Source organism: Cupriavidus gilardii (genome assembly GCF_013314895.1).
Lineage (GTDB): Bacteria > Pseudomonadota > Gammaproteobacteria > Burkholderiales > Burkholderiaceae > Cupriavidus > Cupriavidus gilardii_C.
The window spans coordinates 303,903-327,650 of the sequence record NZ_JABTYE010000002.1 but is presented as its reverse complement, the minus strand read 5'-3'; the positions used below and the strand labels follow the sequence as shown (position 1 = coordinate 327,650).

Sequence of the window (23,748 nt, the reverse complement as noted above, 5' to 3'; positions counted from 1 at the left end):
CGAAGGGGAGCGCGGGGAATTTAGCGCAGCGCGGTGACGATCAGCACAATGCCGCGCACTCGGCTCGCAGAGGACAGGTGCCGCAGTAGTCGTCGCCGTCGAGCCGGTACTTCAGGCAGCAGACGCGGCGTACGCGTTGTTCGCTGCCATCCGGCAAGGGGCGATCGAGATACGCGGCGCGATACGGATGCGGCCGGCCATCCGCGCCCCTGTCCTGGCGCAGCCATTGCGCCAGCGTGTCGCGGCGACTCGCATCGAGCGCCGGATGGGCGAGCAAGTTCATGCCGACGTATTGCACAAACTCGGCGGCATGGCTCCACAGCACGCGTGGCGAGGCCCGAGTCAGTTGCGACAGCGTGGCGAACATCGGGGCCAGATGGTGGCGTGTCATGGCTGCCAACGTTTCGTCCAGTGTCGCGGCGGCGTTGCCGAGCACCGACGACCGCAGGTGGATGCGCGATACAAGGCCGTCCGGACCGAAGGCGATATCGACCTGGTCCAGCGATACAGGCACCGTCCGTCCCAGCGCAGCCGCCGCGACCAGCACCGGCGGCACCAGCACCACGCAGTAGTGCCGGGCCCACCAGGACGCCAGTGCGGGCGGGGCGCGCTCATGTTCGGCGCCGATGGTGTCGCGGTATTCGGTCAGCCGTTGCTGCAGGGCCGCAGGCTCGATGAGCCGGTGTCCCGGCCAGGCGTCACGAGCGGCGGACGCCGTGGTAACCCCTTCGCCGAAGCGCCGCAAAGGGCCGGGGAAGAAGGGCGAGAGTTCGGCAATCAACGGGATCTCCAGGCCGGACAGGCCGTATTGGGGCATCGCGATTGGGCGGCGCCTCCCACGAGAGACGGACCGGCGCCGCAAGAAATTAGCCGGCGCCCCGTTTCTGTCCCGATCAGCCGCCAATTCCCCTTTTCGCGCTCCCTATTGCTGTTTTCTGGCCACTCACGTAATAATTACGAATCATTATCATTCGCAACAGCATTACGGTGAGCCTTTCGCATACCGGGCCGGCGCGATCAAAAAGAAGGGGAGTCTCATGCAACGGGTGTTCGATTGCCGGCGGACGGAGGTGCGGCGGGCGGTAGTGATGTTGTTTGCGCTGGCGGGCAGCGCGCATGCGCAGGAGCAGGCGACGCCGGCGGGCCAGCCGGTGGCCGGCCAGTTGCCGGAGGTCACGGTGCGGGCCGCGGGCTCGGAAACGGGGATCGGACCGGTCGGCGGTTATGTCGCTCGACGCAGCGTTACCGCGACCAAGACCGATACGCCGTTGGCGGAGACGCCGCAGTCGATTTCAGTGATCACCCGCGAGCAGATGGAAGATCGCGGCGTGCAAACCGTGTCGGAAGCCTTCGCCTATTCGGCGGGCGTGGTCGGCGACAACGTGGTCGAGTCGCGCTACGACAAGCCGGTAATCCGCGGCTTCCTCGCGCGGCAATATCTCGACGGCCTGTACATCAACTACTACACCAGCGGCTACCTGATGCCGCGCGTCGATACCTATGGACTCGAGCGCGTCGAACTGCTGCGCGGGCCGAGTTCGGTGCTGTACGGCGCCAATGCCCCGGGCGGGCTCGTCAACCTCGTCAGCAAGCGGCCGACCGCCGAGACGCTGCGCGAGGTCAACCTGCAATACGGCTCGCACAATCGCAAGCAGGCCAGCTTCGATCTGTCCGGCGCGGTGGACAGCAACCAGACCGTGCTCTATCGGCTGACCGGCCTGTTCAGAAAGAGCGATACGCAGACCGACCATGCCAAGGACGACCGCATCTTCATCGCGCCCGCACTGACGTTCCGCCCGTCCGCCGATACCACGTTCACGCTGCTGACCCATTACCAACGCGACAAGCAGGGCACGGCGATCAACTTCCTGCCGCGCGAGGGCACCGTCATTCCGACGGTGAACGGCCGCAGGATCCCGGTCGGGTTCTTTACCGGCGAGCCGGGCTTCAATACGTTCGACCGCGAGGAGTACGCGATCGGCTACGCGTTCGAACATCGCTTCAACGATACCTTCCGCGTCCGGCAGAACGTGCGCTACATGCATAGCGACCTCACCTATACCGGGGTGTATGCCGTGGGCTGGAACTCGGCGGCGCAGCAGCAATTGCGGCGCGGTTCGCTCGACGCCGGCGGCAAGCTCGACACGATCGGCGTCGACACCCAGCTGCAGGCGGACTTCAGCACCGGCCCGGTCCGGCACAAGATGCTGGTCGGCGTGGACTACCAGCACGGCAAGTTCGACGACAGGCAGGGCTTCGGTACCGTCGGCACGCCGCCGCTGGGGCTGATCGATCCGTGGAATCCGGTCTACGGCGCGAGGATCAATCCGGTCGCCTCGTCCACCAATGCCGAGCAGACCCAGCGCCAGCTCGGCGTGTATTTCCAGGACCAGATGAAGCTGACTGAGAGGCTTAGCTTCGTTCTGGGCGGCCGTAAGGATTGGGCAAGCTCGGATACGACCTCGACTCAGACTACAGTTAGAGGCACCGCGGTTAGCAAGACCGCTATCGACCAGGACGACTTCACCTATCGCCTCGGCCTGCTGTATCAGGCACCGTACGGCATCACGCCGTACGTCAGCTACTCGACTTCGTTCCAGCCGCAAGCCGGCACCGACCGGCAGGGCTCGCCGTTCAAGCCGACCACCGGCAAGCAGACCGAACTCGGCGTCAAGTTCCAGCCGCCGGGCAGCAACAGCTTCATCACCGCGGCGGTCTACGACCTGCGGCAGCAAGACGTGCTGACGCCGGATCCGGGGCGTCCTGCCGGCACCAATTTCCAGATCCAGACCGGCGAGGTGCGCTCGCGTGGCTTCGAGCTGGAAGGCACGATGGACTTCCAGAACGGCTTCAAGGCGATCGGCTCGTACACCTTGATGAATATGGAGACCACCAAGAGCAACGGTCCCGACCTCGGCAAGGTGCCGACCAACCGCCCGCGTCATACCGCGGCGCTGTGGGTCGACTACACGATGCGCGGCGGCATGCTGAGGGGCCTGGGCATGGGCGCCGGCGCCCGCTATATCGGCTCGACCTGGGGCGATTCGGCCAATACCTTCAAGGTATCGTCGGTGTGGCTGGCCGATGCCGCGATCCACTACACGCTGGACCAGCATTGGCGCTTCGCGCTGACCGCGACCAATCTGCTCGACAAGGACTACGTCGGGCAGTGCGGCAGTGCGACGACCTGCTATTACGGCTATCGCCGCAACATCCTGGCTACCGCGACGTATCGCTGGTAAGGCGGCCCCGTACCGCAGACGCAAGCCTGTTGCCCGTCTGTCGTCCCCGCGACAGCGGGGGCCCCTTTGCTTTCGAAGTCGCCGGGTCCCCGCGTGCGCGGGAATGAGCTGACAGGTAATTCGCGGGCACCGTCGTTCGTCACAGGAAGAAGACCTCTTCCCCGTGGAGCCGCCGACCGTGTCCGCCTTTCCTTCGCTGCGCAATGTGTTGTTCCGGGCCTCGGGCCATCTGCTGGCGTTCGCCATCGTGGCCAGCCTGGCCGGTGGCGCGGCGTCGGTCGGGCTGATCGCCACCATCAACCGGGCGTTGGCAACGCCGGCCGATCAGCTTGCCGCCCTGGGACTGCGCTTCGCGGCCCTGGCGGTGGCCGTGCTGCTGTGCCGTACCGCCGCGCTGATGCTGTTCGTGCGGCTGAACCAGACGGTGCTGGCCAGCCTGCGCGAGCATATCGCCCGCCGGCTGCTGGCTTCCCCCTATGCCGACCTCGAGCGCGTCGGCCCGGGCCGCGGGCTGGCGTTGCTCGGCGAGGACACCAACCAGGTCGCAACGCTGCTGGTTGCGCTGCCGTTCGTGGTGATGAACGGCACCATCGTGCTGGGCTGCCTCGCCTATCTGGCATACCTGTCGTGGCAGGTGTTCCTGTTTGCCGTGGTCGCCGTGCTGGCCGGCTCGATCTGCTATCGGCTCAGCCGCCAGCGTTCGCAGCGCTATCTGCGCGATGCCGGCAAATGGCACGACGTCTTGATCGAGCGCTTCGGCGCGATATTCGCCGGCGCCAAGGAACTGAAGCTGCATCGGCAACGCCGAGAGGCGTTCGCCAGCGGGCCGCTCGCCGAAGCGATCGATGCGGTGCGGACCAACCGCACGCAGGGGCTGTCGCTGCTGTATCTGTCGCTGACGATCGGCAGCACGCTGTTCTTTGCCGTGATCGGCATCATCCTGTTCGTCGTGCAGCGGCCGCTGGGCGCGGATGCCGCCGTTGCCAGCGGCTACACGCTGGTGTTCCTCTACATGATGGCGCCGCTGGAAGGGCTGCTGAACAGCCTGCCGCAATTCAATCTCGCGCGTATCGCCTATCAGCGCATCGCCGATACCACCGGACCGCTCGGCGTCGAGCAGGCTGCAGCCGATGCTTCAGACGATCGTCGGCCGTTCGTCGAGTTGGCCTTGCGCGGCGTCACGCATCGGTACTACCGCGACGGCGAGGATGGCAGTTTCACGCTGGGGCCGATCGACCTGTCGCTGCGCGCCGGCGAAGTGGTGTTCCTGGTCGGTGGCAATGGCAGCGGCAAGACCACGCTGGCCAAGCTGCTGGTTGGTCTGTATGCGCCGGAGCAGGGCACCGTGCTGCTCAACCGCGAGCCCATCGCCGATGCCGCGGATCGCGAGCGTCATCGCCAGCAGTGCACCGCGGTGTTCGCCGACTTTCATCTGTTCGACAGCCTGTTGGGTGCCGCGGCCGACGACAGCGAAGAGGGCGTCCATCAGGCCAGGCACGCGGCGCTCGACGCGCGCGCCAACGCCCTGCTGGCGCGTCTTCAGCTGCAACACAAGGTGACGGTGCGTGATGGCGCCTTCTCGACGCGCGCGCTGTCGCAGGGCCAGCGCAAGCGCCTTGCGCTGGTCGCCGCCTGCCTGGAGGACCGGCCGGTGATCGTGCTGGACGAATGGGCCGCGGATCAGGACCCGGCCTTCAAGACGGTGTTCTATCGCGAGATCGTGCCGGCCTTGCGCGCGCAGGGCAAGGCGGTGCTGGTGATCTCGCACGACGACCGCTACTTCGATGCGGGCGACCGCATCGTGCTGCTCGAACAGGGCCGCATACGCGAGAAGGACATCGAACACCAACCCGCCGCAGAGCCGGCAGGCGTGGCGATCGCCACTGAGCGTCAGCGCGCGGCATGACACACCGGTCCGTTGCGCCGATGCCCAGGCAGCGACTCCGCTACAATCGCGTCACACGACGCCGGTGCATGACATCGGCGCACAAGAACGCATCAAGGGGAGCTGTACGTGGTCCAGAACCGATCGCCGGGCAACGACATCGCCTGGCAACAAGCGCTCGATTGGGTGATGCTGATGCGGGACGGCATGCTCGACGCCAGCGCAGAACAACGCCTGCTCGATTGGCTCGACCAGTCGCCCGATCATATCGAGTCGTTCCGCCAGGCCTGCGCTGTGTGGCAGGCCACCGGTGCGGTGAGCCCCTCGGTTCAGGCGGCCATCGAAGCACGCATGCCACCCACGGCAGGGCAACGGCCCACGCGCCACGGCTGACCTCCGCTGTCACACGTCGGTCGCATTCGGCGACCAACCTTTACACATTGCCTCTTCGAATCGCGCGGGCATGTCGCTATAATTGCGAATGAGTCGCATTTGCGTTAGCATGTCCGTCGGTTTCTTCTGGGAGGGGGCACGAAATGACCGAGCAACCGATCAACGAGGTCCGGACGCCTGTCGAGGCGCACCAGCCGCGCCACATGAATCAGGAACTGTTCGGTACCTTTCTCAGCTATCGCCGGGCTTTGATCGACGCCGCGGCGCGCATCCTTGGTTGTCGTGCCGGCGCCGAAGACGTGGTGCAGGACACCTTCCTGAAGCTGATGGACCAGGAGAGCGCCATCGTGGTCAGGCAACCCGTCGGCTACCTGTTCCAGACCGTGCGCAATCTCGCCATCGACCGGCACCGGCGGGCGGCGCTTGAACAACGGCACGCCGCCTGCGAAGAAGATGGGCTGCTGGTCGCCAGCGATGCCTTGTCGCCAGAGTCCATCACGCTGGGCCGCGAAGCGCTTGGCACGGTCGCCGGCGCGCTTGCCGAACTCCCAGAGCGTACCCAGAAAGCCTTTGAGATGTATCGGATTCGCGGGATGACGCAGAAGGAGATCGCGGTCATCCTCGGCGTGTCCCCGACCCTGGTCAATTTCATGATCCGCGATGCGATGACCCATTGCCGCGACGCGCTGTTCGGGGCCGCGTAGTCGCGAACATCGCATCGCCGCAACGACAGCGCCAAGCCCTCCATCGCCCATCTTCCCCGGAATGCAATTTGCGTCCTGCCGTGACATTGCGGTCCGGCGGGTCGGACCGCGTCAACCCAGTCTTGCGGAGTTGCGCGATGAAAGCTGTCGTATTCCACGGAGTCGGCGATATACGCCTGGACGATGTGTCCGATCCGGTGCTGCAGGCGCCGACCGACGCATTGATCGAACTGACCGCCAGCGCCATATGCGGCACCGACCTGCATATGGTTCGCGGCACCATGCCCGGCATGCGCCCGGGCACCATTCTCGGCCACGAGGGCGTCGGCGTGGTTACCGAGGTCGGACAGGACGTCAACAACCTGCGGCCGGGCGACCGCGTCGTGATTCCTTCGACGATCGCCTGCGGCTACTGCAGCTATTGCCGCAGCGGCTATCACGCGCAGTGCGATAACGCCAATCCCAACGGCATGCGCGCGGGCACGGCGTTCTTCGGCGGACCGCAGAGCACCGGTCCTTTCCACGGCTTGCAGGCCGAGTACGCACGCATTCCGTTTGCCAATATCGGCGCGATCAAGCTGCCCGACGAGATCAGCGACGATCAGGCCATTCTGATGTCCGACATTTTTCCGACCGGCTATTTCGGCGCGCAGCTCGCGGAGATCCGGCGCGGCGATACGGTGGTCGTGTTCGGCTGCGGACCGGTCGGACAGTTCGCAATCGTGTCGGCGCATCTGCTCGGCGCATCGCGCATCCTCGCCGTCGATCATGTGCCTTCGCGGCTCGAGGCGGCGCAGGCGCAGGGCGCCGAGGCGATCGACTTCAACCGTGAAGATCCGGTGCAGGCCATCCTGCGCCTGACCGGCGGCATTGGCGCCGACCGTGCCATCGATGCGGTCGGCATCGATGCGCAGCGCCGGCATGCCGATGGAGACGGTTCCACCGGCCAGCCCTCGTTGTGGCAGCCCGGCGACGGTCCGTCGGAGGTGCTGAAGTGGTCGGTCGAGGCGCTTGCCAAGGCCGGCACGCTGTCGATCATCGGGGTCTATCCCGAGACGCACGAGACCTTTCCGATCGGCAAGGCAATGAACAAGAACCTGACGCTGAAGATGGGCAACTGCAACCACCGCGCGATCCTGCCGGAGCTGGTCGACCTGGTGCGTGCCGGCGTGATCGATCCCGCCGAAGTGTTGACCCAGACGGAGCCGCTGACCGGAGCGCTGCAGGCCTACGAGGCGTTCGATCGGCGCCAGCCCGGCTGGATGAAGGTCAAGCTCGAGCCGTAACGCAGGCCGGCGCTGATCGAAGAAAACCAGCGCAAAAAAAAGCCGGCACGCAAGCTCCTTGCGTGCCGGCCTGCCGGGACATGCGCCCGGTGAGCGCCGGTCTTACTGCTTCGTCGCGGGGCTGGGGGAGTCGCCCTTCGGCGCCGACGGCGAGTCCGGCGTTACCGCGTCGGGCATGCCCTGCTGGCGCGGTTTCTTGCTGCGATGCGTGGTGCCGCTCTTCTTCTTGTCGCGGGTCTCGCTGCCCGACATGGCCGAGCCAGTCGAGCTGGTGGACCCGCCTTGCATCGTGGTGTCGCTGCTGCCGCTCATGCTGCCACCGGTCGCCGACGGCGTCGTGCTGCGGCTCGCGGGCGGATTGCCTTCGGTCGGCGGCGCGCTGGGGTTCGGCGCGTTATTGCTGGGGGGCGCCTGCTGGGCGACCGCTGGCAGGCTCAGCGCCGCGCACAGCGCAAGCGCGGTAGTGGTGACGATTCGCTTCATCGTTGGCTCCATCCATTGACACGTGAGAACGGGCAGGCCCGTCCGGACAGACACCGGCTGCTGGCGCACGATGCCCGTTACCTAACGATACGTGCCGCGCCATGCCCGCTCACGAAGGCGATGCCTGAATCCACTGTAGGAATTGGACGACGCCTGCCGGCGCGTTACTGCAATCCTTACGAGCCGATGTAGAAATTCCGAGGCGGCAACGGATGCGTGCGTGCAAGGTGGCCTTGCGCATGCCTTCGGGCGTACACCGCGGTGGCCGCGGCATGCTCGGCACGGAAGTTGCGCAACCGCCCTTGTCACTGATCTGGCTGACGGAGGCCCATCTTGAAAACCATGCAATGGATTCGTCCCGCGCTGTTCGTCGCCGCCGCGGCTTCGATGAACCTGGCGTTTGCCGAGGTCGGCAAGACCGACACGAACTTCATGAAGAAGGCCGCCGAGAGCGGCATGCTGGAAATCGAGGCGAGCACGCTGGCCGAAAGCAAGGCGTCGAGCGACACCGTGAAGTTGTTTGCTTCACAGATGCTGAAGGACCACAAGGCCGCGGACAGCGAGCTGAAGGCGCTCGCTTCGAGCAAGGGCGTCGAACTGCCAACCGAATTGCCCTCGGCCGACAAGAAGCGCATCGAGGCGCTCGGTGCGCTCGAAGGGCCGACCTTCGACCGCGAGTATGCGAAGGAGGTCGGCGTCAAGGCGCACAACAAGGCCGTGGCCCTGTTCCGCGACGCCTCGACCAAGTCGCGCGATCCGGATGTCAAGGCATTCGCCGGCAAGACGCTGCCGACGCTGCAACATCATCTCGAGATGGCGAACAAGATGGCCAACGAGGTGGGAAAGTCCCCGGCCAAGTCCGCGCGCCGTTAGATGAGCTGGATCGGCTCGATCGCCCGGATGGCGCCGATCGCCCCGATCTCATCGATCGCGATGCGCGGTCCGGCCCCGCGCCTGCGACAACACAGGAGACAGAGATGAAACGTTTCGCAACCTTTGCCATGCTGGCGCTGATGTCGGGCGCCGTGATGTCGCAACCGACCGCGACGCCCGCCACCGGAACGCCGCCCGGCGCCGACAAGGCGCCCGGCACGGCCGCCTCGGATGTCTCGCCCACTCGGCCGGTGCAGGGACCCAGCGGCGGCTCCACGACGGACCATGGCGCGCACGGCGGCTCCCGTCAGCACGACGCCACCAAGGGCACCGGCACCAGCAAGCGCGGCGAGGCGACCAGATCGAATCGCGGCAACGGCCGCAGCGCCTCGGCGGCGGAGAGCTACGGCTATCCCGCTTCGCCGGCGCAGGCCCGGTAACGGCCCGCTGTCCGACGACATCGTCCGAACTTCCCTTTCCTTGTCAGTTGGCGGCGCCCCATGCGGGCGCCGCGTTTTTTCATGCCTTCGCAATTAGCCGCATGGACGGAAATGTTGGCTCGCGCACATAGGCAAACAACTTTTTATTTGCGAGCGCAGCAAACGCTAACTAGATTGCCTTCGTGGGTTTGTCAACGCTGACATGCTGGCGGTCTTTGCATGTCGCCGCCGCGACAACTCCACCGTGGCGGTACACCGGCATGCCAAGGCAATCGCGTCTGAGCCGTGGGGGAGGGCGGACGCGAGGCAACGCCAGTCCACGGGGTCTGGGGCTGGCCCGCCGAAGCATGATGGCGGCCGGTCACGTCGATGTCATACCCAAGGAGGTCAGGCAAACCGTCCGGCACGCACCGGGCGGGTCCGGCCTGCCGATACGCAGCGCTTTGGAACGGAACGGCATCGCGCCGGTGACGGCGTGCGGCTGCCCGGCCCTTCGCGTCTTTCGTCTGGTGTCGGCCGTGGTCGCGGCCGCGCCGGCGCTTCTACCCCGGGATCCAACATGAACGACGCCCTGCTCTCCGACCCATGCATACCCACGCGCGCCGAACCACCCGATCCACCGGTCCAGCGGCGCGATAGCGAACGACCCGATGGCAGTCCCGCCACGCAGACTCAGTCCTGTCGAGAGGACAGCTATCTGGAGCGCTTGCAGCCCTTTCTGAAGCCCGGAGCGGTGGTTCGTGGCGGGGCCTTTCCCGAGGCGCGCATCGATGCCTTCACCACCGGCATGCGCGCCAACGCGCATTACTTCAGCCATCCGAAGTGGATGGACGACTGGCTTGCCTGTGTGCATCGCTATCCGGAATTGCGAGAGCGGTGGCTTGCGGTGGTCGGGTCGCTCGACGGCAAGGTGCTGGTCGATGTCGGCTGCGGTCCGGGCAATCTGCTGGCCGCGCTCGGTGGCAAGCCGCGCGTGGCGATCGGCGTCGACATCGCGCCGGGCAGCCTGGAGAGAGCGGCCGGCGTGGGTTATCTGCCGTTGCGGGCCGACGCGCAGGATATGCCGTTGCGCTCGGGCATCGCCGATGTGGTTGCCATCAACGGCTCGCTGCATCATCTGGACGACATGCGGCGCGGGCTGGTCGAAGCCTCGCGGCTGGTCCGTCCCGGCGGACTGCTGATTCTCGACCATGACCCGCAGCGCTCGGCCTGGAATTTCCGCGGCGTGGCCTTGCTGCTCTGGCGCATGCGCTTGCCGATCTATCGCTGGCTTCGACGTGGCGGCCATACCGCGGCCGATGACGAACAGATCTGGGCGCTTGCCACCGAGCTGCATCACCGGCCGGGGGATGGACTCACCCGCGAGCTGGTTCACACGACCCTGCGGCCGTTGGGCTTCGATATCGCGATCTATCCGCATAGCCACTTCGTCGGCAAGGACGTGCTGGATGGCGCGATGGGGCGGCCGCCGTTGAAGATCCGGTTGGCGCAGCGATTGTCCGGCATCGATCCACGGTCGGCGGAAGCCGCGCTGAGCCTGTTCGTGGTCGCGCGGCGACGCACGCTGTAGTCCGCCTCCAGCGATCTCCCCGATCGCTTCGCGCCGCCGCCGGCTCCGGTGGCGGCGTGTTGCCGATCCGGCTTCCGATCCCCTCGCTTTCGATCCCCTCGCTTTCGATCCCCTGATCGCCGGGTTGCCGAACGCGTGGCCATGTCCGCGCGGGAACGCTATTTGCGTGATTGGCGACGCGGCTCGCCCCGGCCTGCCCTTGTGCGGCAGCCGCGCGGCAGGCATGACTGAGGCGCCTGACGGCGCCGCGGTCCCGCGCGCCGCCCTCAGGGGTGGCTGGGGCGTGGCCGTCCCGCAGCCCGATCCAGATCAAAAACGGCATGAGAAAGGGCGCCTCTCCACCGGGGACGGGAGAGGCGCCAAGCGCGGGCGAGCGGTCAGTCTATCCCGCGTTGCGACAGGCTATCCGCCGCCACCTGGCGCGAAAGTCGCCTAGCACACACAGCCTTCCGCGGCGGAATGGAAATTGCGTCACCGACGTATCACCACCGATTCATGCCGGACCGGCCACGGGGTTCGCGCCGGTTCGTCGCCACAGCATTTGCAACTCTTACCAACGGAGGCAGAGATGAACGAACGCAGCACCAGCCGCCGCGTATGGGATTACCGCCAGCCGTATAGCGCCGAAGACCGGCTCGACCAGCGCGGCGCGCACCAGGGCGGCCGTCATGCCGAATACGCCGAGGAAGACATCCGTCAGGGACGGGGCGTCGGGCGGCCCGGCATGCCGAGATACGGTGGCGGCCGCGACGATCCATTCGCGCAGCCGCGCCAAGCCGAGCAGGGCTATGGCGCCGGCCGCTTCGGCGAGGGCCGCTACGGCCGCGGCTACGAAGAGCCCGTTGGCGACAATCCGTACGGCACCTATCCGTCGACCGGCGAGGTGATGCGCAGCGACCGCGGGCTGTCCGGGCGCGGGGAGCGGCGCAGCGGCGATCTGACCGATGACCGGCTCTCGCGCGGGCAGCGCGGCGGCCCGTGGCCTGACGAATCGCGTACGCCCTGGCGTGACCGCTACGAGCCCGACGACCCGCGGACTCGCGCAAACCTTGCCCGGGCCTATGGCATCTCGGATGCGGATCGGCTCGATGCGCCGTCGTGGCCCGACGAGGGCGGCGGCAATGCCGGCCGGCGGCAGGCCAGCGCGCGGTGGATGGACGAAGGCGGGCGTTTCCCGGAGAGCGAGCGCCCGGGACGCGGCGGCCGCCCCTCGGGCTGGCCCGGCGACGACTGGAGCGCGGGCGGCCAACGGCAATCGCATGGCCGCGACGAGGCCTACGAGCGCTTCAGCGGCGCGCCGCAGCGCGTGCATTGGGGCCAGGGCTCGGGCAGTGGCAGCGGTCCCGGCCGCCGGGTCTCGCCCAAGGGCTACCAGCGCAGCGACGAACGGATTCGCGAAGATCTGTGCGAGCGCCTCGCGCACGATGACCGGCTCGAAGTACAGGACGTCGAGGTGCAGGTCAGCGAGGGCGTGGTCACGCTGACCGGCGCAGTGCGCGACCGTCGCCAGAAATACTGCATCGAGGACATCGCTGACGACATCTTCGGCGTGCGCGAGGTCCACAACCAGATTCGCGTGCAGCGCGAAGGCGGCCAGGTCGAACAGCGTCCCGGCGGCTCGCGCCCGGAAGACCGGCGCGTCAGCGGCGTCAGCGTATCGGGCAGCGCCACCGGCAGCACCGCAAGCAGCTATGTCGGCGGCATGGAAGTCGGCGCGGGCGAAGTGCCCAAAGGCACCGATCCGTACGGCGGTACCACGACGCCCGGCAAGCACGCGACTTGATAGGAGAGGACGATGAACCCGAACACCGACGGCAAGCGCGGCGGCCAGGATCTCGATCGCGACAAGCTGCGCGCCCGCGACGATGGCGGCAACGACAACGCAACGTCCAGCGGCGAAGCGCAGCGCGAACAGGAGGTCAGGGAAGAAGCGCGCGCGATTCCAAGCTCGCTCGATCCCGATACGGACATCGAGCCGATCGACTCGGATATGAACCTGGAGGGCCTGCCCGAACAGGAACAGGATTATCCGCACGACAATCGGACCGAGGCGTTGTTGCCGGAGGAGCAGATCGGCGAGCGCATCGAGGATGCCGCCGAAGGCATTGCACCGGATACACCGGCTGATCGCGCCGACCAGACCGACCGGCGGGAAGAGCGCCCGCCGCGGCGCGACACGGAGTAGGAGTGTTGTCACCGCCGTCGTCCCCGTGCACGCGGGGACGACGGACGTGCCCCGCCTTCAATCGAACTGATACGACCAGCTCGCATTGATGCGCGGCGAGCGGCGATCCGCATTGATCGGCTTGTCGCCGACCGGTTGGGCCAGCGACAGGTCCAGCGTGTAATAGCGCCGATCCGAGAAGCGCACGCCGAGCGCCACCGACGACAGCGAGCGGTGCGTCAGCGAATAGCTGTTCGAATAGACCCGCGCGACGTCCGCCATCACATACGGCTGCAGCGTCTTCAGATAGGTCATGTCCATGCCGAACAGCCGGCTGATCTCGGCCGATGCGGCCCAGCCCTTGTCGCCCGCCACTTCGCCGGCGGGATAGCCCAGCCCGAAGAAGCGCCCGCCAAAACTGATCTGCTCGCTCGACGCCAGGCGGTCGCTGCTGTATTGGCCCGCCGCGGATACGGCCATGCCGAAGCCGAACGGCAGGTCGGTGGCCTGCGACAGCAGCAGCCGCGTGCGCAGGAAGCTCAGATCGTTGGCGTTGTTCTCGCGGCGCGCGCCGAGCGCGTCGACGCCCTTGTACAGACCGAGCGTGGCGCTGCGCGACACGCCTTCCTTGCGCTGGACATAGGCGAGCTCCGCATTGACGACCCGCACATTGGTGCCGATCGCCACCGAGCGATCGGTGCCGGCCTGCGTATAGCGCTCGAACTGGTCGGTACCGTAGAGGCCGCCGCTCAGCGTCAGCGAATGCCGCGCGCTGAGCAACAGCGGATAGCTCAGGCTCGTGCCGAGCCGCTTGCTGTCGTTGACGTAGCGCCGGTTGAAGCCGATCTGCTCGAGCGTGGCGTTCTGCGGCACGCCGCGATAGTGCGATGCGTTGACGCGGGCGATCAGCCCTTCGGTGCCGATCGGCTGCGCGTAGCCGAGCGCGTAGTATTCCTCGTCGTCGCGTCCCTTCGGGAACAGCGCCGATACGGTCAGCTGCTCGCCCAGCGGTGTCAGGCCGCTGGCAGTTGCCGTTGCAATGGCCCGCACGCCGGGCGACATGTAGTCGACACCCGTGCCGAAGGCGATCGGCTTGCGCTTGACGTCGAGCACCATTTCGCTGGCGCCATCGGTGGTGGTCGGCGGCTGCACCGTCGCGCCGACCTGCACGCCGGGCTGCAATCCCAGCACGCTGGAATAGCGGTCGAAGCTGGCGCGGGTCAGCGGCCGTTCTTCCTTCAGCCGTTCGGCGATCGCGCGCAACCGGTTCTCCAGCGGTCCCGGATTGCCGCGAATGGTCACGCGCGCGACATAGCCTTCGACCACGGTGATCAGCACATTGCCGTTCTCGAAGGACTGCGCGGGCACGAAGGCGAACGACAGCGGATAGCCATGCTGCTGGTACATCTCGGTGACCGCGTTGGCGGCCTGCAGCAGCTCGGCGACGGTGATTTCCTTGCCGGCCAGCGGCTTGAACTTGTCGGCGATCTGGTCGAAGGGCAGCGTCTTGACGCCCTCGATCTGGAAGCGCGTCGGCGTCAGCTTCGCCGACAGCAGATTCTGCATGGCCGGGTCCGGACGTTCGACCTGGACCTTGACTTCCCCGGTCGGCTTGGGCGGCGCGATTTTCGGCAGCGTTTGAGTCGGGTCCCCCTGGACCGGGCTGCGCGGATCGGCGGCCAGAACTGGATGCATGCCGCCATGCCAGGCACCGAGGCCGAGCAGCAGCATGGCGACGCGAGTGTGCGTGCGCGACATGGTCAATCCCCTTTCACAATCAAACTAAGTGCGGCTGTGGAAGCCGGACTCCACCGGCGCGCAGGCTGCCGCTGCCTGCGCGCTTGTCGAAATCCCGAAGTGGAGACCGGCTGTACTGCGAAGTGGAACTACGCGATGCGCGACAGGTGCCGCGATCGTTGGAAGCGGGCCATCAACGGCGACCGCCGAGCAGACCGCCGACCGTGCCCAGCACACCGCCGACGATGCCGCCGACCGCGCCGGTCACCGGGCCGGTGGTCGCGCCACCGCCAGTACCGCCCGGAGCAGGCGCCGGGGCCGGTGCCGCGCCGCCACCGGTCAGCCCGCCGGTGACACCCGCGACCACACCGCCGACCAGATTGGTCACCGGTGCCAGCGGGCCGCTGCCGGTACCGCCGTTGTTGCCGCCGGTGAGGCCACCGGTGAGACCGCCGACCAGGTTGGTCACGGGAGCCAGCGGACCGCTGCCGGTGCCGCCGTTGTTGCCGCCGGTCAGGCCACCGGTGAGGCCGCCGACCAGATTCGTCACAGGGGCCAGCGGACCGCTGCCGTTGCCGCCGTTATTGCCGCCCGCCAGACCGCCGGTCAGGCCGCTGACCAGGTTGGTCACCGGTGCCAGCGGACCCGTACCGCCGTTGCCGCCGCCGGCGAGGCCACCCGTCAGACCGCTGACCAGATTGCCGACCGGCGCCAGCGGACCGCTCGGCGTCGCGCCCGGCGCATGCACCGCGCCGCCCAGCGCAGCGACGGTGTTGCCGGCTCCGGTCACCACGCCGCCGACACCACTGACGACCGGCGTATTGGTCTGCTGCAGCTTGCCGCCGAGCTGCGCCACCGTGCCGCCGACCACGGTCAGCAGGTTGTTCACGGGCTGGCCGAGACCGGTGGTCGCGCCCAGCGATTGCGTGGTGCTGGTCAGCTGCGAGGTCAGCGGCACGATCGCGCGGCTGACGCCGCTGGTCAGTTGCTCGATGGGGCCGGTCGACAGCACGGTGCCCACCGTGCCGCCAAGCGTCTGAACGCCGGTGCCGACCTTGTCGACCAGCGCGCCGACCGGCGAGGTCACTGCGCCCAGCGGCGACAGCGGGCCGGTGCCCACGCCGCTGACCGCGCTGCCGACCTGCGAGACCGCGGTACCGACATGGGTCACGACGTTGCCCGTGCTGGCCACGGTGGTGCCGATCGGATTGACGGCATTCGGGATATTGCCCAGGCCGTCCTTCAGTCCGGTGCCCAGCGAGTCCACCGCGTTGCCGACCGACACGATCGCGCCGCCGACACCGTTCTGCGTCTGGTTCGAGACCACCGGCAGGTTGACGCCGCTTTGAAGCTGTTCGCCGATGCCGCCGATGAGGTCGCCGGTCTTGCTGACCACGTCGCCCGTCTTGTTGATGACCTCGCCGGTCGGGCTGCGTACCGGCGTGCCGCCACCGCCGCCGCCACCATCGCCGCCACCGCCGTTGTTGCCACCACCACCACCATCGCCGCCGCCGCCGCCGCCGGTACCGCCGCCGCCGTCGCCGCCACCACCAGTACCGCCGCCAGTGCCGCCGCCAGTACCACCACCGCCGGTGCCACCACCGCCGCCACCGTCAGTGCCACCGCCACCGCTTCCACCGCCACTGCTTCCACCACCACCGGTCCCACCTCCGTTCGGGCTGCCGGTGCCGCCATTGGTGTCACCGACCGTGCCGCCTCCCTTGCCGCCCGTTCCCATCGAGGTCGAGCCGCTGCCGCTCGCGCAGCCGCCGAGCAGCAGCAATGCGCTGATCAGCGCCGTGGCGGTCAAGGTTATCTTGGTCTTTTTCATCATTGATCCCCTGGTCAACAAGTGTTCTCGTGTTTGACGTTCCCGAGTTGAAAGGCACTGGACGCGCTGCGCCGCGGTGCCAGTGTCGTAAGCGCAAGCGGTGTGCCACTGGTGGCCCAGCTCTGCGCAACGCGCATGAGGAAGTTGGTTGGCTTGCCGCCAAGCCTTGTGTGGCAACGGTTTGCGGGCGATGGGGAGCACTGTCCGAAGACCGCGCAAGGTCATGCGCGGAGCGTGTGGCGGCGTTACGCGTTACGTAACGCGCTACGGCATCGACGGAACATCGATGGGCGCGGACCAGGGCATCGGGCGCGCGCCAACGCGATGTCCGCTGTGGCCGGCGTGTGGCGATGGGCGCCGTAACACGTTACGTAGCACGTAACGTCGCGGAGCCTGGCAAAGCCTGCTCGCATCGTCTCGCATCGATACGCGGACCTGGGCCGCAAAGCCGCGCCACGCAAGGCTTTGCGGGCGATGCGCGTGACGCTGCAAGCGGCAGGGCCGGCATCGTTTCTCCTCATGGCACGCGCTTTGCGGACCAAGGCGTCGAGTCCCCGCTGCACGGGGACCGCCGGTACCACGGGACAGGTCAGCGTCCCGCACCGGTCCGATCCACAAGGAGAAACACAATGAAGCGGACGAATTCGACGCGACGCGCGCCGGTGATGATGGCGCTGGCGTGCGCATGCGTACTGGGGATGATGGCGGGCTGCTCGTCCAGCGGCTCGGGTAGCGGCACGCGGCCCCCTGCGACGACGCCTCCCCCGGGTGGTGGCGGCGGCGGCGGTGGCGACGACGGCGGTGGCGGTACGCCCCCGCCGACCACGTCGAAGCCGACCACGCCGACGGGTCAGGTAGCCGAAGGCGCCGGCAATACGGTGACGGCGACCGGCAATGCCATCTCGAACATCGGCAAGCAGATCCAGGATGCCAACCTGCCGATCGTCAGCGACGCGACGGGCAATGCCACCGGCCAGGTAGTCGTCGATGCCGGCAACACGGTCGCCGCCCTCGGCGCGGGCGTGCGCGATGGCCTGGGCAAGATGGGCGCGGTCGACAACCCGGTGGGCGTGACCGTGGCCAGCACTGGCAATGTCGTTACGCAAGCCGGCCATACGTTGTCGAGCACGGGCGATCTGGTGAACTCGCTGGGCAAGGATCAACTGAAGGTGCTGTCGCCGGTGACCACGCCGGTGGGCGCGGTGGTCAACCACGTGGCCGGCGGCGTGCAACAGCTGGGCGAGAAGCTGGGCGACAAGCTGTCGACCGGCCCGGTCGCGCAGCTGACTGGCCAGACCAGCAAGGTGATCGTGCCGCTGACCAGCAAGCTGACGGACACCACGCAAGCGCTGGGTGCCACCACGCGCCTCGGTGCGCCGGTCGACAACCTGCTGACCAAGGTCGGCGGCGTGGTCGCGCATACCGGCACGCATCTGAGCGCAACCAAGGCGCCGGTAGTCGGCCCGGTGGGCGGTGTCGTGACGGAAGTGGGCAAGACCGTGGCAGCGGCCGGCGGGCTGGTCCACGGTGAAGGGAATGCGGGCAGCGGTGCGGGCAATCCGCTCGGTGGCCTGCTTGGCGGTCTGCCTCTCACCCAATCGGGTGGTCAGGCAGGCGGTGGTTCTGACAAGGGTGCCGGCAGCGGCAAGACCGGCGGTGTGTTGGCACCGGTCGGCGGGCTATTGGCACCTGTGACCGGCCTGGTCGGCACGCTGGGAGCGCTTGGGCGCTAAGGCGTGGCTGACTGCTGCCATGGCACCAGTCCGGGGGCCATGCCAGGCAGCTTGACGGTGCGCAGCCGGACGATCCCCGCGGCTGCGCATCCTTTTTTATTCCGGGGAGCACACCGACCGCTCGATATTGGTAGTAGTCCTGATGGACGATCCGACAGTAAAGGCCCTGTCAATCGGGCAACTTAAAACTTTTGTCAAGACTGCAAACGGATGTAGCTGAAATTAAAAAATTCCTTTATAAAAAGAACACGGATACTGCTGCACGAGGTCAGCCAAGCCATTAGAGCGAGGCGACCACGCGGATCGACGTGGTATCCAGAGTGTTGGGATAACTAGCAATAAAAGTAGGAGCGGTCATCATGAAACAGGGGTTCTCGCGTTTCATTAGGGACGAACGGGGTGCGACGGCCATTGAATATGGCTTGATCGCAGGACTCATCGCATTGGGGATCTTCGTGGGGGCGCAGTCGCTGGGCAACAATCTCAGCAGCACCTTCCAGGCAATCGGCTCCAGGGTACTGGCCCTGGTCACCCCAGCAGGCGGCTGACGACAAGTACAGCGACACGCCGCTATCGACCACCATCCATGGTTTTGATCGTCGCGCTGCTCTGCGCGACGACCCTTTGGACTGATCTTCATTACCGCAAAGTACCGAATCTCGCATTGGCGCTTGCGCTGATTGCGGGGGCTCTCGTGTCGGCGCTCGGCTACGACGACGCTTCGTTGCCGCTGGCTGCGCGCGTGCTCGGATTCGCGTTGGGCTTTGCCGTCATGCTGCCGGCTTATTTGTTCGGCCGCATGGCGGCGGGCGACGTGAAGTTCTTCGCCGTGGTGGGGCTGTTCATCGGGCCGTCGGGCCTGCTGCCGGTCTGGCTGACCGGGACGCTGCTGGCATTCGTTCATGCCTGTCTCGTTCTTGCCTTTCGCCATGCCGAGGCACGTGGCGGCGTCATCGCCGCGGTGGGCCAATGGCCACGGCGCATGCGCTGGTTTGCTGCCATGACCGACCAGTCGCGCGGCATTCCTTATGCCGCTTATCTCGCCGTGGGTGTGCTGCTATGGATATCGGTCGGTCAGGGCCATTCCTGAAGAGCGGAATGCGCCACCGGTTGGCGCAAAGATAAAGCAACCGGATTTGTCTATGAAACTGGGGCGAAGGGGGATCGTTCACCGGCATGGCCGCGAGCGGGGAATTGCTGCGCTCGAATTTGCGGTGGTATTGCCGGTGCTGCTCGCTCTGCTGCTTGGGATCGTCTATTACGGCATGATCCTGGCGCTCGAGCAGATGCTGACGCTGGCCGCGGCCGAAGGCGCGCGGGCGGCGTTGCGCTATCCCAGCGGCGCGCCCGATGGCAGCCTTGCCGCGACCCAGGACCTGCGCGTCGCCGCAGCGGCCAATACCGCGCTGGCCACGTTGCCTGCGACCCTCCAATCGAAGCTCGCCTCCCGTGGCGACATCGCGTCCGCCGCCGACTGTGCCGCGCCGGCCGACGCCGTCTGCGTCAGCGTGACGCTGCGCCTGCCTGCGACCAATATCCTGCCGCGCGTGCCGTTCGTGCCGATGCCCGACACGCTGATGGGCACCGCCGTCGCGCAGCTGGCGCCGGACATTTGAGCCGCGCCATGCCTCTGCCTCTGCCTCTGACATCGACCGTCACGGACGCGCCGCGCAACAGGACTGCATGATGACCAGCAAACAAATCCGAATCGTCGCCATCGTGCTGCTGGCCCTGGCCGCGCTGCTGGCGCTGCTGGCCTGGCAGGTCGGCAGCAGGACCGCCAAGCCGCCGGCGCAGCCGTCCTCGTCCCCTTCCGCGATGCACGCGGTCGTGGTCACGACCAAGGCGGTCGAGGCCGGCAAGCCCCTGAGCGCCGATGCGTTGAAGGTCGAGATGCTGCCGATCGATCCGGCCGGCGGCTATGACACCGTCGACGCGGTGGTGGGCCAGATTCCGCAGATCGCGCTCGGCGCCAACGTGCCCGTGCTCGAGAGCCAGCTGGCCGGCGGCCTTGCCTCGCAGGTGCCCGAAGGCGAGCGTGCGGTGGCGATCGCGGTCGACGAAGTGATCGGCGTGGGCCATCGCGTACGCCCCGGCGATCTGGTCGATGTCTTCCTCGTGCTTCGGCGCGACAACCAGGAGATCGACGGCAGTCAGGCGCGTCTGCTGCTGTCCCGGCTGCGCGTATTGGCCTATGGCGCGCAGGCGGTCAACGACACGCGTGCGGCCGCTCCCGATCAGATGATGAACCGGCGCGAGGGGGCCAAGACCGCGGTGCTGACGGTGCCGCTGGCGCAGGTCAGCAAGCTGACGATGGCGCAGCAGGCGGGCCGTCTGGTGCTGGCGCTGCGCAATCCGCACGATGGCGGCATGCCGAGCGAGACGCTGTTCACCGAACCTGCCCCTGCCGTGGCCACGCGCGGCGGCGGCCTGGCCAGCGCCGCTGCGCTGGAGCCGGCCGACCGCGCCGCGGCCGGCGTTGCGCTTGCCGGATTGGCGGGCGGCGCCGCGAAGCCGCGCCCGCCCGCAGCCCGCCCGGACCCGCAGCCGCAGATGGCGCAGGCCAGGCCCGCTGCTGTCGCTGCGCCGGCCGGCGTCGAAGTGATCCGCGCCGGCAAGCGCGTTATCGAATAGGGACACGACGATGACTTTCCTGCTGCCGACGGCGCGTCGATCCCGATTTCTCGCTACTCCCGATCTGTCTGCTCACATGACGTCTTTTCACCGGCTGCGCCAGCCGCGCGCGCTGACCGCGCTGCTGCTGACGATGAGCCTGCTCGGCGCCGCGCCGGTAGCCGCGCAGCCGTCGGTATCGCCTGACCAGTCCCGCGAGCAGGCCGAGCCGCTGGCACAACGACCCTCGCAACGCGTGACGCTCGCCGTCGGCGCGCAGCGCGAAATCCGTATCGGCCGGCAGCTCGAACGCATCGCCATCGGCAACCCTGACGTCGCCGACGCACTGCTGCTCAAGTCGCGCGGCGCCAGCACCGCCGTGCTGCTGGTCGCGCGCAAGCCCGGCAACACCGATCTGATGGTGTGGCCTTCCGGTGAGGCGCCGATCCGCTACACGGTGCAGGTCGACGCGATGGCGTCCGACGGCCAGGGCGCGCAGATCGACGTCGCGGGGCAGGGCGCCATCATCCGCGGCCAGTCCGCCGATGCCGCGGCCGCCGCAGGCGCGCAGCAGGCGGCGCGCGCGGCGGTGGGCAACGGGCCGGTGCTCGACCGTTCGACCGTACCGGTCACCGGCACCGTGCAGGTCGACGTGCGCGTGGTCGAGATCAGCAAGAACGTGCTGAAGCAGGCCGGCTTCAATTTCTATCGCAATCGTTCGGGCTTCGCGTTCGGCAGCTTTTCGCCATCGACGCTGACCCGGGCGACCTTCACGCCGCGCCCCGGCGGCAGCAATACCGGCGGCGGTCTTGCCACCGAATCGACCGCACCGATCAGCAGCGCCTTCAACCTGGTCGCGGCATCGATGAGCCACGGCATCTTCGCCAACCTGAGTCTGCTCGAAGGCAACGGCATGGCGCGCATCCTGGCCGAGCCAAGCCTGGTGGCGCTGTCCGGGCAGAGCGCCAGCTTCCTCGCTGGCGGCGAGATTCCGATTCCGGTGCCGCAGGCGCTGGGCACCACCACGATCCACTACAAGCAGTTCGGTATCGGGCTGACCGTCACGCCGACCGTGCTGTCGCCTGACCGCATCGCGCTGAAGGTCGCGCCCGAAGCCAGCGATCTGGACCCTTCGCGCGGCATCGTGATGAACGGCGCGACGATCCCGGCCATCGTCACGCGCCGCGCCGATACCACGGTGGAACTGGGCGATGGCGAGAGCTTCGTGATCGGCGGCCTGGTCAGCCGCAATACGGTCAGCAATATCGACAAGGTGCCGGTGCTCGGCGACCTGCCGCTGATCGGCGCCTTCTTCAAGAATCTGAACTTCCATCAGGAAGACCGCGAGCTGGTGATCATCGTCACGCCGCACCTGGTGCGGCCGCTGGCAAAGGGATCGAGCGCGGCGGCAGGGGTGGGGGCCGATGGCCGCACCTCCGCCAATCCGCCGGTCTGGGGCAAGTTCCTCGGCGGCCAGTTCGTCGATCCGGCCCTGCCGGGCTTTTCGAGGTAGAGGAAGGCATGGACATGACGTTGCCCCCCATCGATGCGGCCCCCGTGGCCAGCAATGCGACCTTCCTGTTGAACACCACGGGCGAGGCGCCCCGGCGCTGGCTCGAACGCGCGCTGGCGCCGCTCGGCCAGGTGCATGCGGTCGACGGCATCGATTCGTCGCGTGACGGCATCGTCGAGCGGATCGGCACCGCCAATCCGGGCATCGTGTTCCTGCATTTCAGCGCGGAGCATGCCCAGGCGTCGACCCGCCTCGGCCAGCAGCTGGCCCGGCTGTTCCCGAACCTGCCGCTGGTCGCGCTGGGCGAAGCGCAGGAGCCGGAGCTGATGCTGGCGGCGCTGCGCGCGGGCGTGAAGGACTTCGTCGACATGCGCTCGCCCGCCGCCAATGCGATCGCCACGGTGCAGCGGCTGTTGGCCACGCGCGAGCTCGTGCAGCCGGCGCGGCGGGGCAAGGTGCTGGCGGTGCTGGGAGCGCGGCCTGGCGTCGGCGCGACCACGCTGGCCACCAATCTCGCGGTGGCCGCGCGGCGCCGGCAGAACGGCGAGGTGCTGCTGCTCGACCTCGGCCTGCCGGCGCGCGACGGCGCGCTGTACACCAATGTCGCGCCGGGCTTCCACTTCGTCGAGGCGGTGCGCAATCTGCGTCGGTTCGATCAGGTGTTCGTGCAGACCGCGCTGACCCGGCATGCCGGCGGCGTCGCGGTGCTGCCCTTGCCCCAGACATTGGCCGAGCTGCGCGACATCTCGTTCTCGGAGGCGCTGTCGCTGCTCGGTACGCTGCGCAGCCACTTCGATCTGCAGGTGATCGACCTGGGCGGATTCAGCAATCTCGACTTCATGGCGCAGCTGGTCAAGGTCGCCGACGAGGTGCTGGTGGTGGCCGAGCAGAGCGTCGCAGCGATCGTATCGGCGGCCGAGCTGCTGGAAGAACTTGGCCGTCGCGAAGCGGGGCGCGAGTCGATGCGGCTGGTGGTATCGCGCTATCAGGCGCGGCTCGGTCTCGAAGCGGAGCAGATCGCGCAGCGGCTCGACCTGCCGCTGGCCGGCACGCTGCCCGATTGCCGGGAGACGCTGCTCGCCGCGATGAACAGCGGCGTGGTGCTGGCCGACCGCCAGCCTGCGGTCCCCTATGTCCGTGCGCTGGCGCCGCTGCTGGAGCGCCTGGGCTATCGCTGCGAAGCACGCTCGGCCGGTGCCGGATGGCTCGAACCGATCGCGCAGGTCATGCAGCGGCTGCGCGCGGGTCACGCAGCGGACAAGAACAAGGCAGACCATTGAG

The 23,748-nt window shown here is 67.6% G+C and carries 21 protein-coding genes; 17 read left to right on the top strand and 4 right to left on the bottom strand.

What is annotated here, in order from left to right:
• Positions 1-40: 40 nt before the first annotated feature.
• Positions 41-817: a siderophore-iron reductase FhuF gene (fhuF, locus tag HTY53_RS03310; protein WP_174105018.1), complete on the bottom strand. Its 777-nt coding sequence runs from the start codon at positions 815-817 to the stop codon at positions 41-43.
• A 220-nt stretch (positions 818-1,037) separates the two neighbouring features.
• On the opposite strand from fhuF, the gene HTY53_RS03305 reads away from it, so the two are divergent.
• The 5 genes from HTY53_RS03305 to HTY53_RS03285 all read left to right on the top strand — a co-directional run bounded on the left by HTY53_RS03305 (position 1,038) and on the right by HTY53_RS03285 (position 7,510).
• Entirely contained in the window at positions 1,038-3,242 is a 2,205-nt protein-coding gene (locus HTY53_RS03305; RefSeq protein WP_174105017.1) for a TonB-dependent siderophore receptor, read from the top strand.
• Positions 3,243-3,420: 178 nt separating this feature from the next.
• Positions 3,421-5,148 carry a cyclic peptide export ABC transporter gene (locus HTY53_RS03300; RefSeq protein WP_174105016.1) on the top strand — a complete coding sequence of 576 codons (1,728 nt, stop codon included), beginning with the start codon at positions 3,421-3,423 and terminating at the stop codon, positions 5,146-5,148.
• Between the two features lie 108 nt (positions 5,149-5,256).
• Entirely contained in the window at positions 5,257-5,520 is a 264-nt protein-coding gene (locus tag HTY53_RS03295; RefSeq protein WP_174105015.1) for a FecR/PupR family sigma factor regulator, read from the top strand.
• Between the two features lie 143 nt (positions 5,521-5,663).
• Positions 5,664-6,224 (top strand): RNA polymerase factor sigma-70, encoded by a 561-nt coding sequence (locus HTY53_RS03290; RefSeq protein ID WP_149319882.1) that lies wholly within the window; start codon positions 5,664-5,666, stop codon positions 6,222-6,224.
• A gap of 137 nt (positions 6,225-6,361) precedes the next feature.
• Complete coding sequence (locus tag HTY53_RS03285; RefSeq protein WP_174105014.1) at positions 6,362-7,510, top strand: zinc-dependent alcohol dehydrogenase; 1,149 nt, start codon at positions 6,362-6,364, stop codon at positions 7,508-7,510.
• A gap of 102 nt (positions 7,511-7,612) precedes the next feature.
• Here the strand turns inward: HTY53_RS03285 and HTY53_RS03280 are convergent, their stop codons facing one another.
• On the bottom strand, positions 7,613-7,993 hold the full coding sequence (locus HTY53_RS03280) for a hypothetical protein (RefSeq protein WP_174105013.1): 381 nt from the start codon (positions 7,991-7,993) through the stop codon (positions 7,613-7,615).
• A 342-nt stretch (positions 7,994-8,335) separates the two neighbouring features.
• Between HTY53_RS03280 and HTY53_RS03275 the strand changes: the two genes are divergently transcribed.
• From HTY53_RS03275 to HTY53_RS03255, 5 genes are all read left to right on the top strand, one after another.
• Positions 8,336-8,866: a DUF4142 domain-containing protein gene (locus tag HTY53_RS03275; protein ID WP_174105080.1), complete on the top strand. Its 531-nt coding sequence runs from the start codon at positions 8,336-8,338 to the stop codon at positions 8,864-8,866.
• A 104-nt stretch (positions 8,867-8,970) separates the two neighbouring features.
• The gene (locus HTY53_RS03270) at positions 8,971-9,306 is read left to right on the top strand and encodes a hypothetical protein (RefSeq protein ID WP_174105012.1); all 336 of its coding nucleotides are present in this window, start codon (positions 8,971-8,973) and stop codon (positions 9,304-9,306) included.
• A 559-nt stretch (positions 9,307-9,865) separates the two neighbouring features.
• Positions 9,866-10,876, top strand: a complete 1,011-nt coding sequence (locus tag HTY53_RS03265; RefSeq protein WP_254599770.1) for a class I SAM-dependent methyltransferase — start codon at positions 9,866-9,868, stop codon at positions 10,874-10,876.
• A 568-nt stretch (positions 10,877-11,444) separates the two neighbouring features.
• On the top strand, positions 11,445-12,659 hold the full coding sequence (locus HTY53_RS03260; RefSeq protein WP_254599769.1) for a BON domain-containing protein: 1,215 nt from the start codon (positions 11,445-11,447) through the stop codon (positions 12,657-12,659).
• A gap of 12 nt (positions 12,660-12,671) precedes the next feature.
• Positions 12,672-13,061: a hypothetical protein gene (locus HTY53_RS03255; RefSeq protein ID WP_174105011.1), complete on the top strand. Its 390-nt coding sequence runs from the start codon at positions 12,672-12,674 to the stop codon at positions 13,059-13,061.
• Between the two features lie 57 nt (positions 13,062-13,118).
• Here the strand turns inward: HTY53_RS03255 and HTY53_RS03250 are convergent, their stop codons facing one another.
• Together HTY53_RS03250 and HTY53_RS03245 are read right to left on the bottom strand one after the other, a co-directional pair.
• Positions 13,119-14,798: a ShlB/FhaC/HecB family hemolysin secretion/activation protein gene (locus HTY53_RS03250; RefSeq protein WP_174105010.1), complete on the bottom strand. Its 1,680-nt coding sequence runs from the start codon at positions 14,796-14,798 to the stop codon at positions 13,119-13,121.
• 172 nt (positions 14,799-14,970) lie between these two features.
• The gene (locus HTY53_RS03245) at positions 14,971-16,608 is read right to left on the bottom strand and encodes a collagen-like triple helix repeat-containing protein (RefSeq protein ID WP_174105009.1); all 1,638 of its coding nucleotides are present in this window, start codon (positions 16,606-16,608) and stop codon (positions 14,971-14,973) included.
• Positions 16,609-17,237: 629 nt separating this feature from the next.
• Between HTY53_RS03245 and HTY53_RS03240 the strand changes: the two genes are divergently transcribed.
• The 7 genes from HTY53_RS03240 (at position 17,238) to HTY53_RS03210 (ending at position 23,747) form a co-directional block, all read left to right on the top strand.
• Positions 17,238-18,341, top strand: coding sequence for a collagen-like triple helix repeat-containing protein (locus HTY53_RS03240; protein WP_174105008.1), 1,104 nt, complete (start codon positions 17,238-17,240; stop codon positions 18,339-18,341).
• 359 nt (positions 18,342-18,700) lie between these two features.
• On the top strand, positions 18,701-18,889 hold the full coding sequence (locus HTY53_RS03235) for a Flp family type IVb pilin (protein ID WP_174105007.1): 189 nt from the start codon (positions 18,701-18,703) through the stop codon (positions 18,887-18,889).
• Positions 18,890-18,927: 38 nt separating this feature from the next.
• On the top strand, positions 18,928-19,431 hold the full coding sequence (locus tag HTY53_RS03230; protein WP_338019003.1) for an A24 family peptidase: 504 nt from the start codon (positions 18,928-18,930) through the stop codon (positions 19,429-19,431).
• Positions 19,432-19,483: 52 nt separating this feature from the next.
• Entirely contained in the window at positions 19,484-19,957 is a 474-nt protein-coding gene (locus tag HTY53_RS03225) for a TadE/TadG family type IV pilus assembly protein (RefSeq protein WP_174105006.1), read from the top strand.
• 70 nt (positions 19,958-20,027) lie between these two features.
• Positions 20,028-20,975: a Flp pilus assembly protein CpaB gene (gene cpaB / locus HTY53_RS03220; RefSeq protein ID WP_174105005.1), complete on the top strand. Its 948-nt coding sequence runs from the start codon at positions 20,028-20,030 to the stop codon at positions 20,973-20,975.
• A 76-nt stretch (positions 20,976-21,051) separates the two neighbouring features.
• Positions 21,052-22,467, top strand: coding sequence for a type II and III secretion system protein family protein (locus HTY53_RS03215; RefSeq protein ID WP_174105004.1), 1,416 nt, complete (start codon positions 21,052-21,054; stop codon positions 22,465-22,467).
• Between the two features lie 14 nt (positions 22,468-22,481).
• Positions 22,482-23,747: an AAA family ATPase gene (locus tag HTY53_RS03210; RefSeq protein WP_174105003.1), complete on the top strand. Its 1,266-nt coding sequence runs from the start codon at positions 22,482-22,484 to the stop codon at positions 23,745-23,747.
• Position 23,748: the final 1 nt, after the last annotated feature.

What these genes read in the sequence shown, in the direction of transcription:
- fhuF (WP_174105018.1), bottom strand. Translation starts at nt 817, where the DNA reads ATGCCCCAATACGGCCTGTCCGGCCTGGAGATCCCGTTGATTGCCGAA.
- HTY53_RS03305 (WP_174105017.1), top strand. Translation starts at nt 1,038, where the DNA reads ATGCAACGGGTGTTCGATTGCCGGCGGACGGAGGTGCGGCGGGCGGTA.
- HTY53_RS03290 (WP_149319882.1), top strand. Translation starts at nt 5,664, where the DNA reads ATGACCGAGCAACCGATCAACGAGGTCCGGACGCCTGTCGAGGCGCAC.
- HTY53_RS03285 (WP_174105014.1), top strand. Translation starts at nt 6,362, where the DNA reads ATGAAAGCTGTCGTATTCCACGGAGTCGGCGATATACGCCTGGACGAT.
- HTY53_RS03280 (WP_174105013.1), bottom strand. Translation starts at nt 7,993, where the DNA reads ATGAAGCGAATCGTCACCACTACCGCGCTTGCGCTGTGCGCGGCGCTG.
- HTY53_RS03275 (WP_174105080.1), top strand. Translation starts at nt 8,336, where the DNA reads ATGCAATGGATTCGTCCCGCGCTGTTCGTCGCCGCCGCGGCTTCGATG.
- HTY53_RS03270 (WP_174105012.1), top strand. Translation starts at nt 8,971, where the DNA reads ATGAAACGTTTCGCAACCTTTGCCATGCTGGCGCTGATGTCGGGCGCC.
- HTY53_RS03265 (WP_254599770.1), top strand. Translation starts at nt 9,866, where the DNA reads ATGAACGACGCCCTGCTCTCCGACCCATGCATACCCACGCGCGCCGAA.
- HTY53_RS03260 (WP_254599769.1), top strand. Translation starts at nt 11,445, where the DNA reads ATGAACGAACGCAGCACCAGCCGCCGCGTATGGGATTACCGCCAGCCG.
- HTY53_RS03255 (WP_174105011.1), top strand. Translation starts at nt 12,672, where the DNA reads ATGAACCCGAACACCGACGGCAAGCGCGGCGGCCAGGATCTCGATCGC.
- HTY53_RS03250 (WP_174105010.1), bottom strand. Translation starts at nt 14,798, where the DNA reads ATGTCGCGCACGCACACTCGCGTCGCCATGCTGCTGCTCGGCCTCGGT.
- HTY53_RS03245 (WP_174105009.1), bottom strand. Translation starts at nt 16,608, where the DNA reads ATGAAAAAGACCAAGATAACCTTGACCGCCACGGCGCTGATCAGCGCA.
- HTY53_RS03240 (WP_174105008.1), top strand. Translation starts at nt 17,238, where the DNA reads ATGAAGCGGACGAATTCGACGCGACGCGCGCCGGTGATGATGGCGCTG.
- HTY53_RS03235 (WP_174105007.1), top strand. Translation starts at nt 18,701, where the DNA reads ATGAAACAGGGGTTCTCGCGTTTCATTAGGGACGAACGGGGTGCGACG.
- HTY53_RS03230 (WP_338019003.1), top strand. Translation starts at nt 18,928, where the DNA reads ATGGTTTTGATCGTCGCGCTGCTCTGCGCGACGACCCTTTGGACTGAT.
- HTY53_RS03225 (WP_174105006.1), top strand. Translation starts at nt 19,484, where the DNA reads ATGAAACTGGGGCGAAGGGGGATCGTTCACCGGCATGGCCGCGAGCGG.
- cpaB (WP_174105005.1), top strand. Translation starts at nt 20,028, where the DNA reads ATGACCAGCAAACAAATCCGAATCGTCGCCATCGTGCTGCTGGCCCTG.
- HTY53_RS03215 (WP_174105004.1), top strand. Translation starts at nt 21,052, where the DNA reads ATGACGTCTTTTCACCGGCTGCGCCAGCCGCGCGCGCTGACCGCGCTG.
- HTY53_RS03210 (WP_174105003.1), top strand. Translation starts at nt 22,482, where the DNA reads ATGACGTTGCCCCCCATCGATGCGGCCCCCGTGGCCAGCAATGCGACC.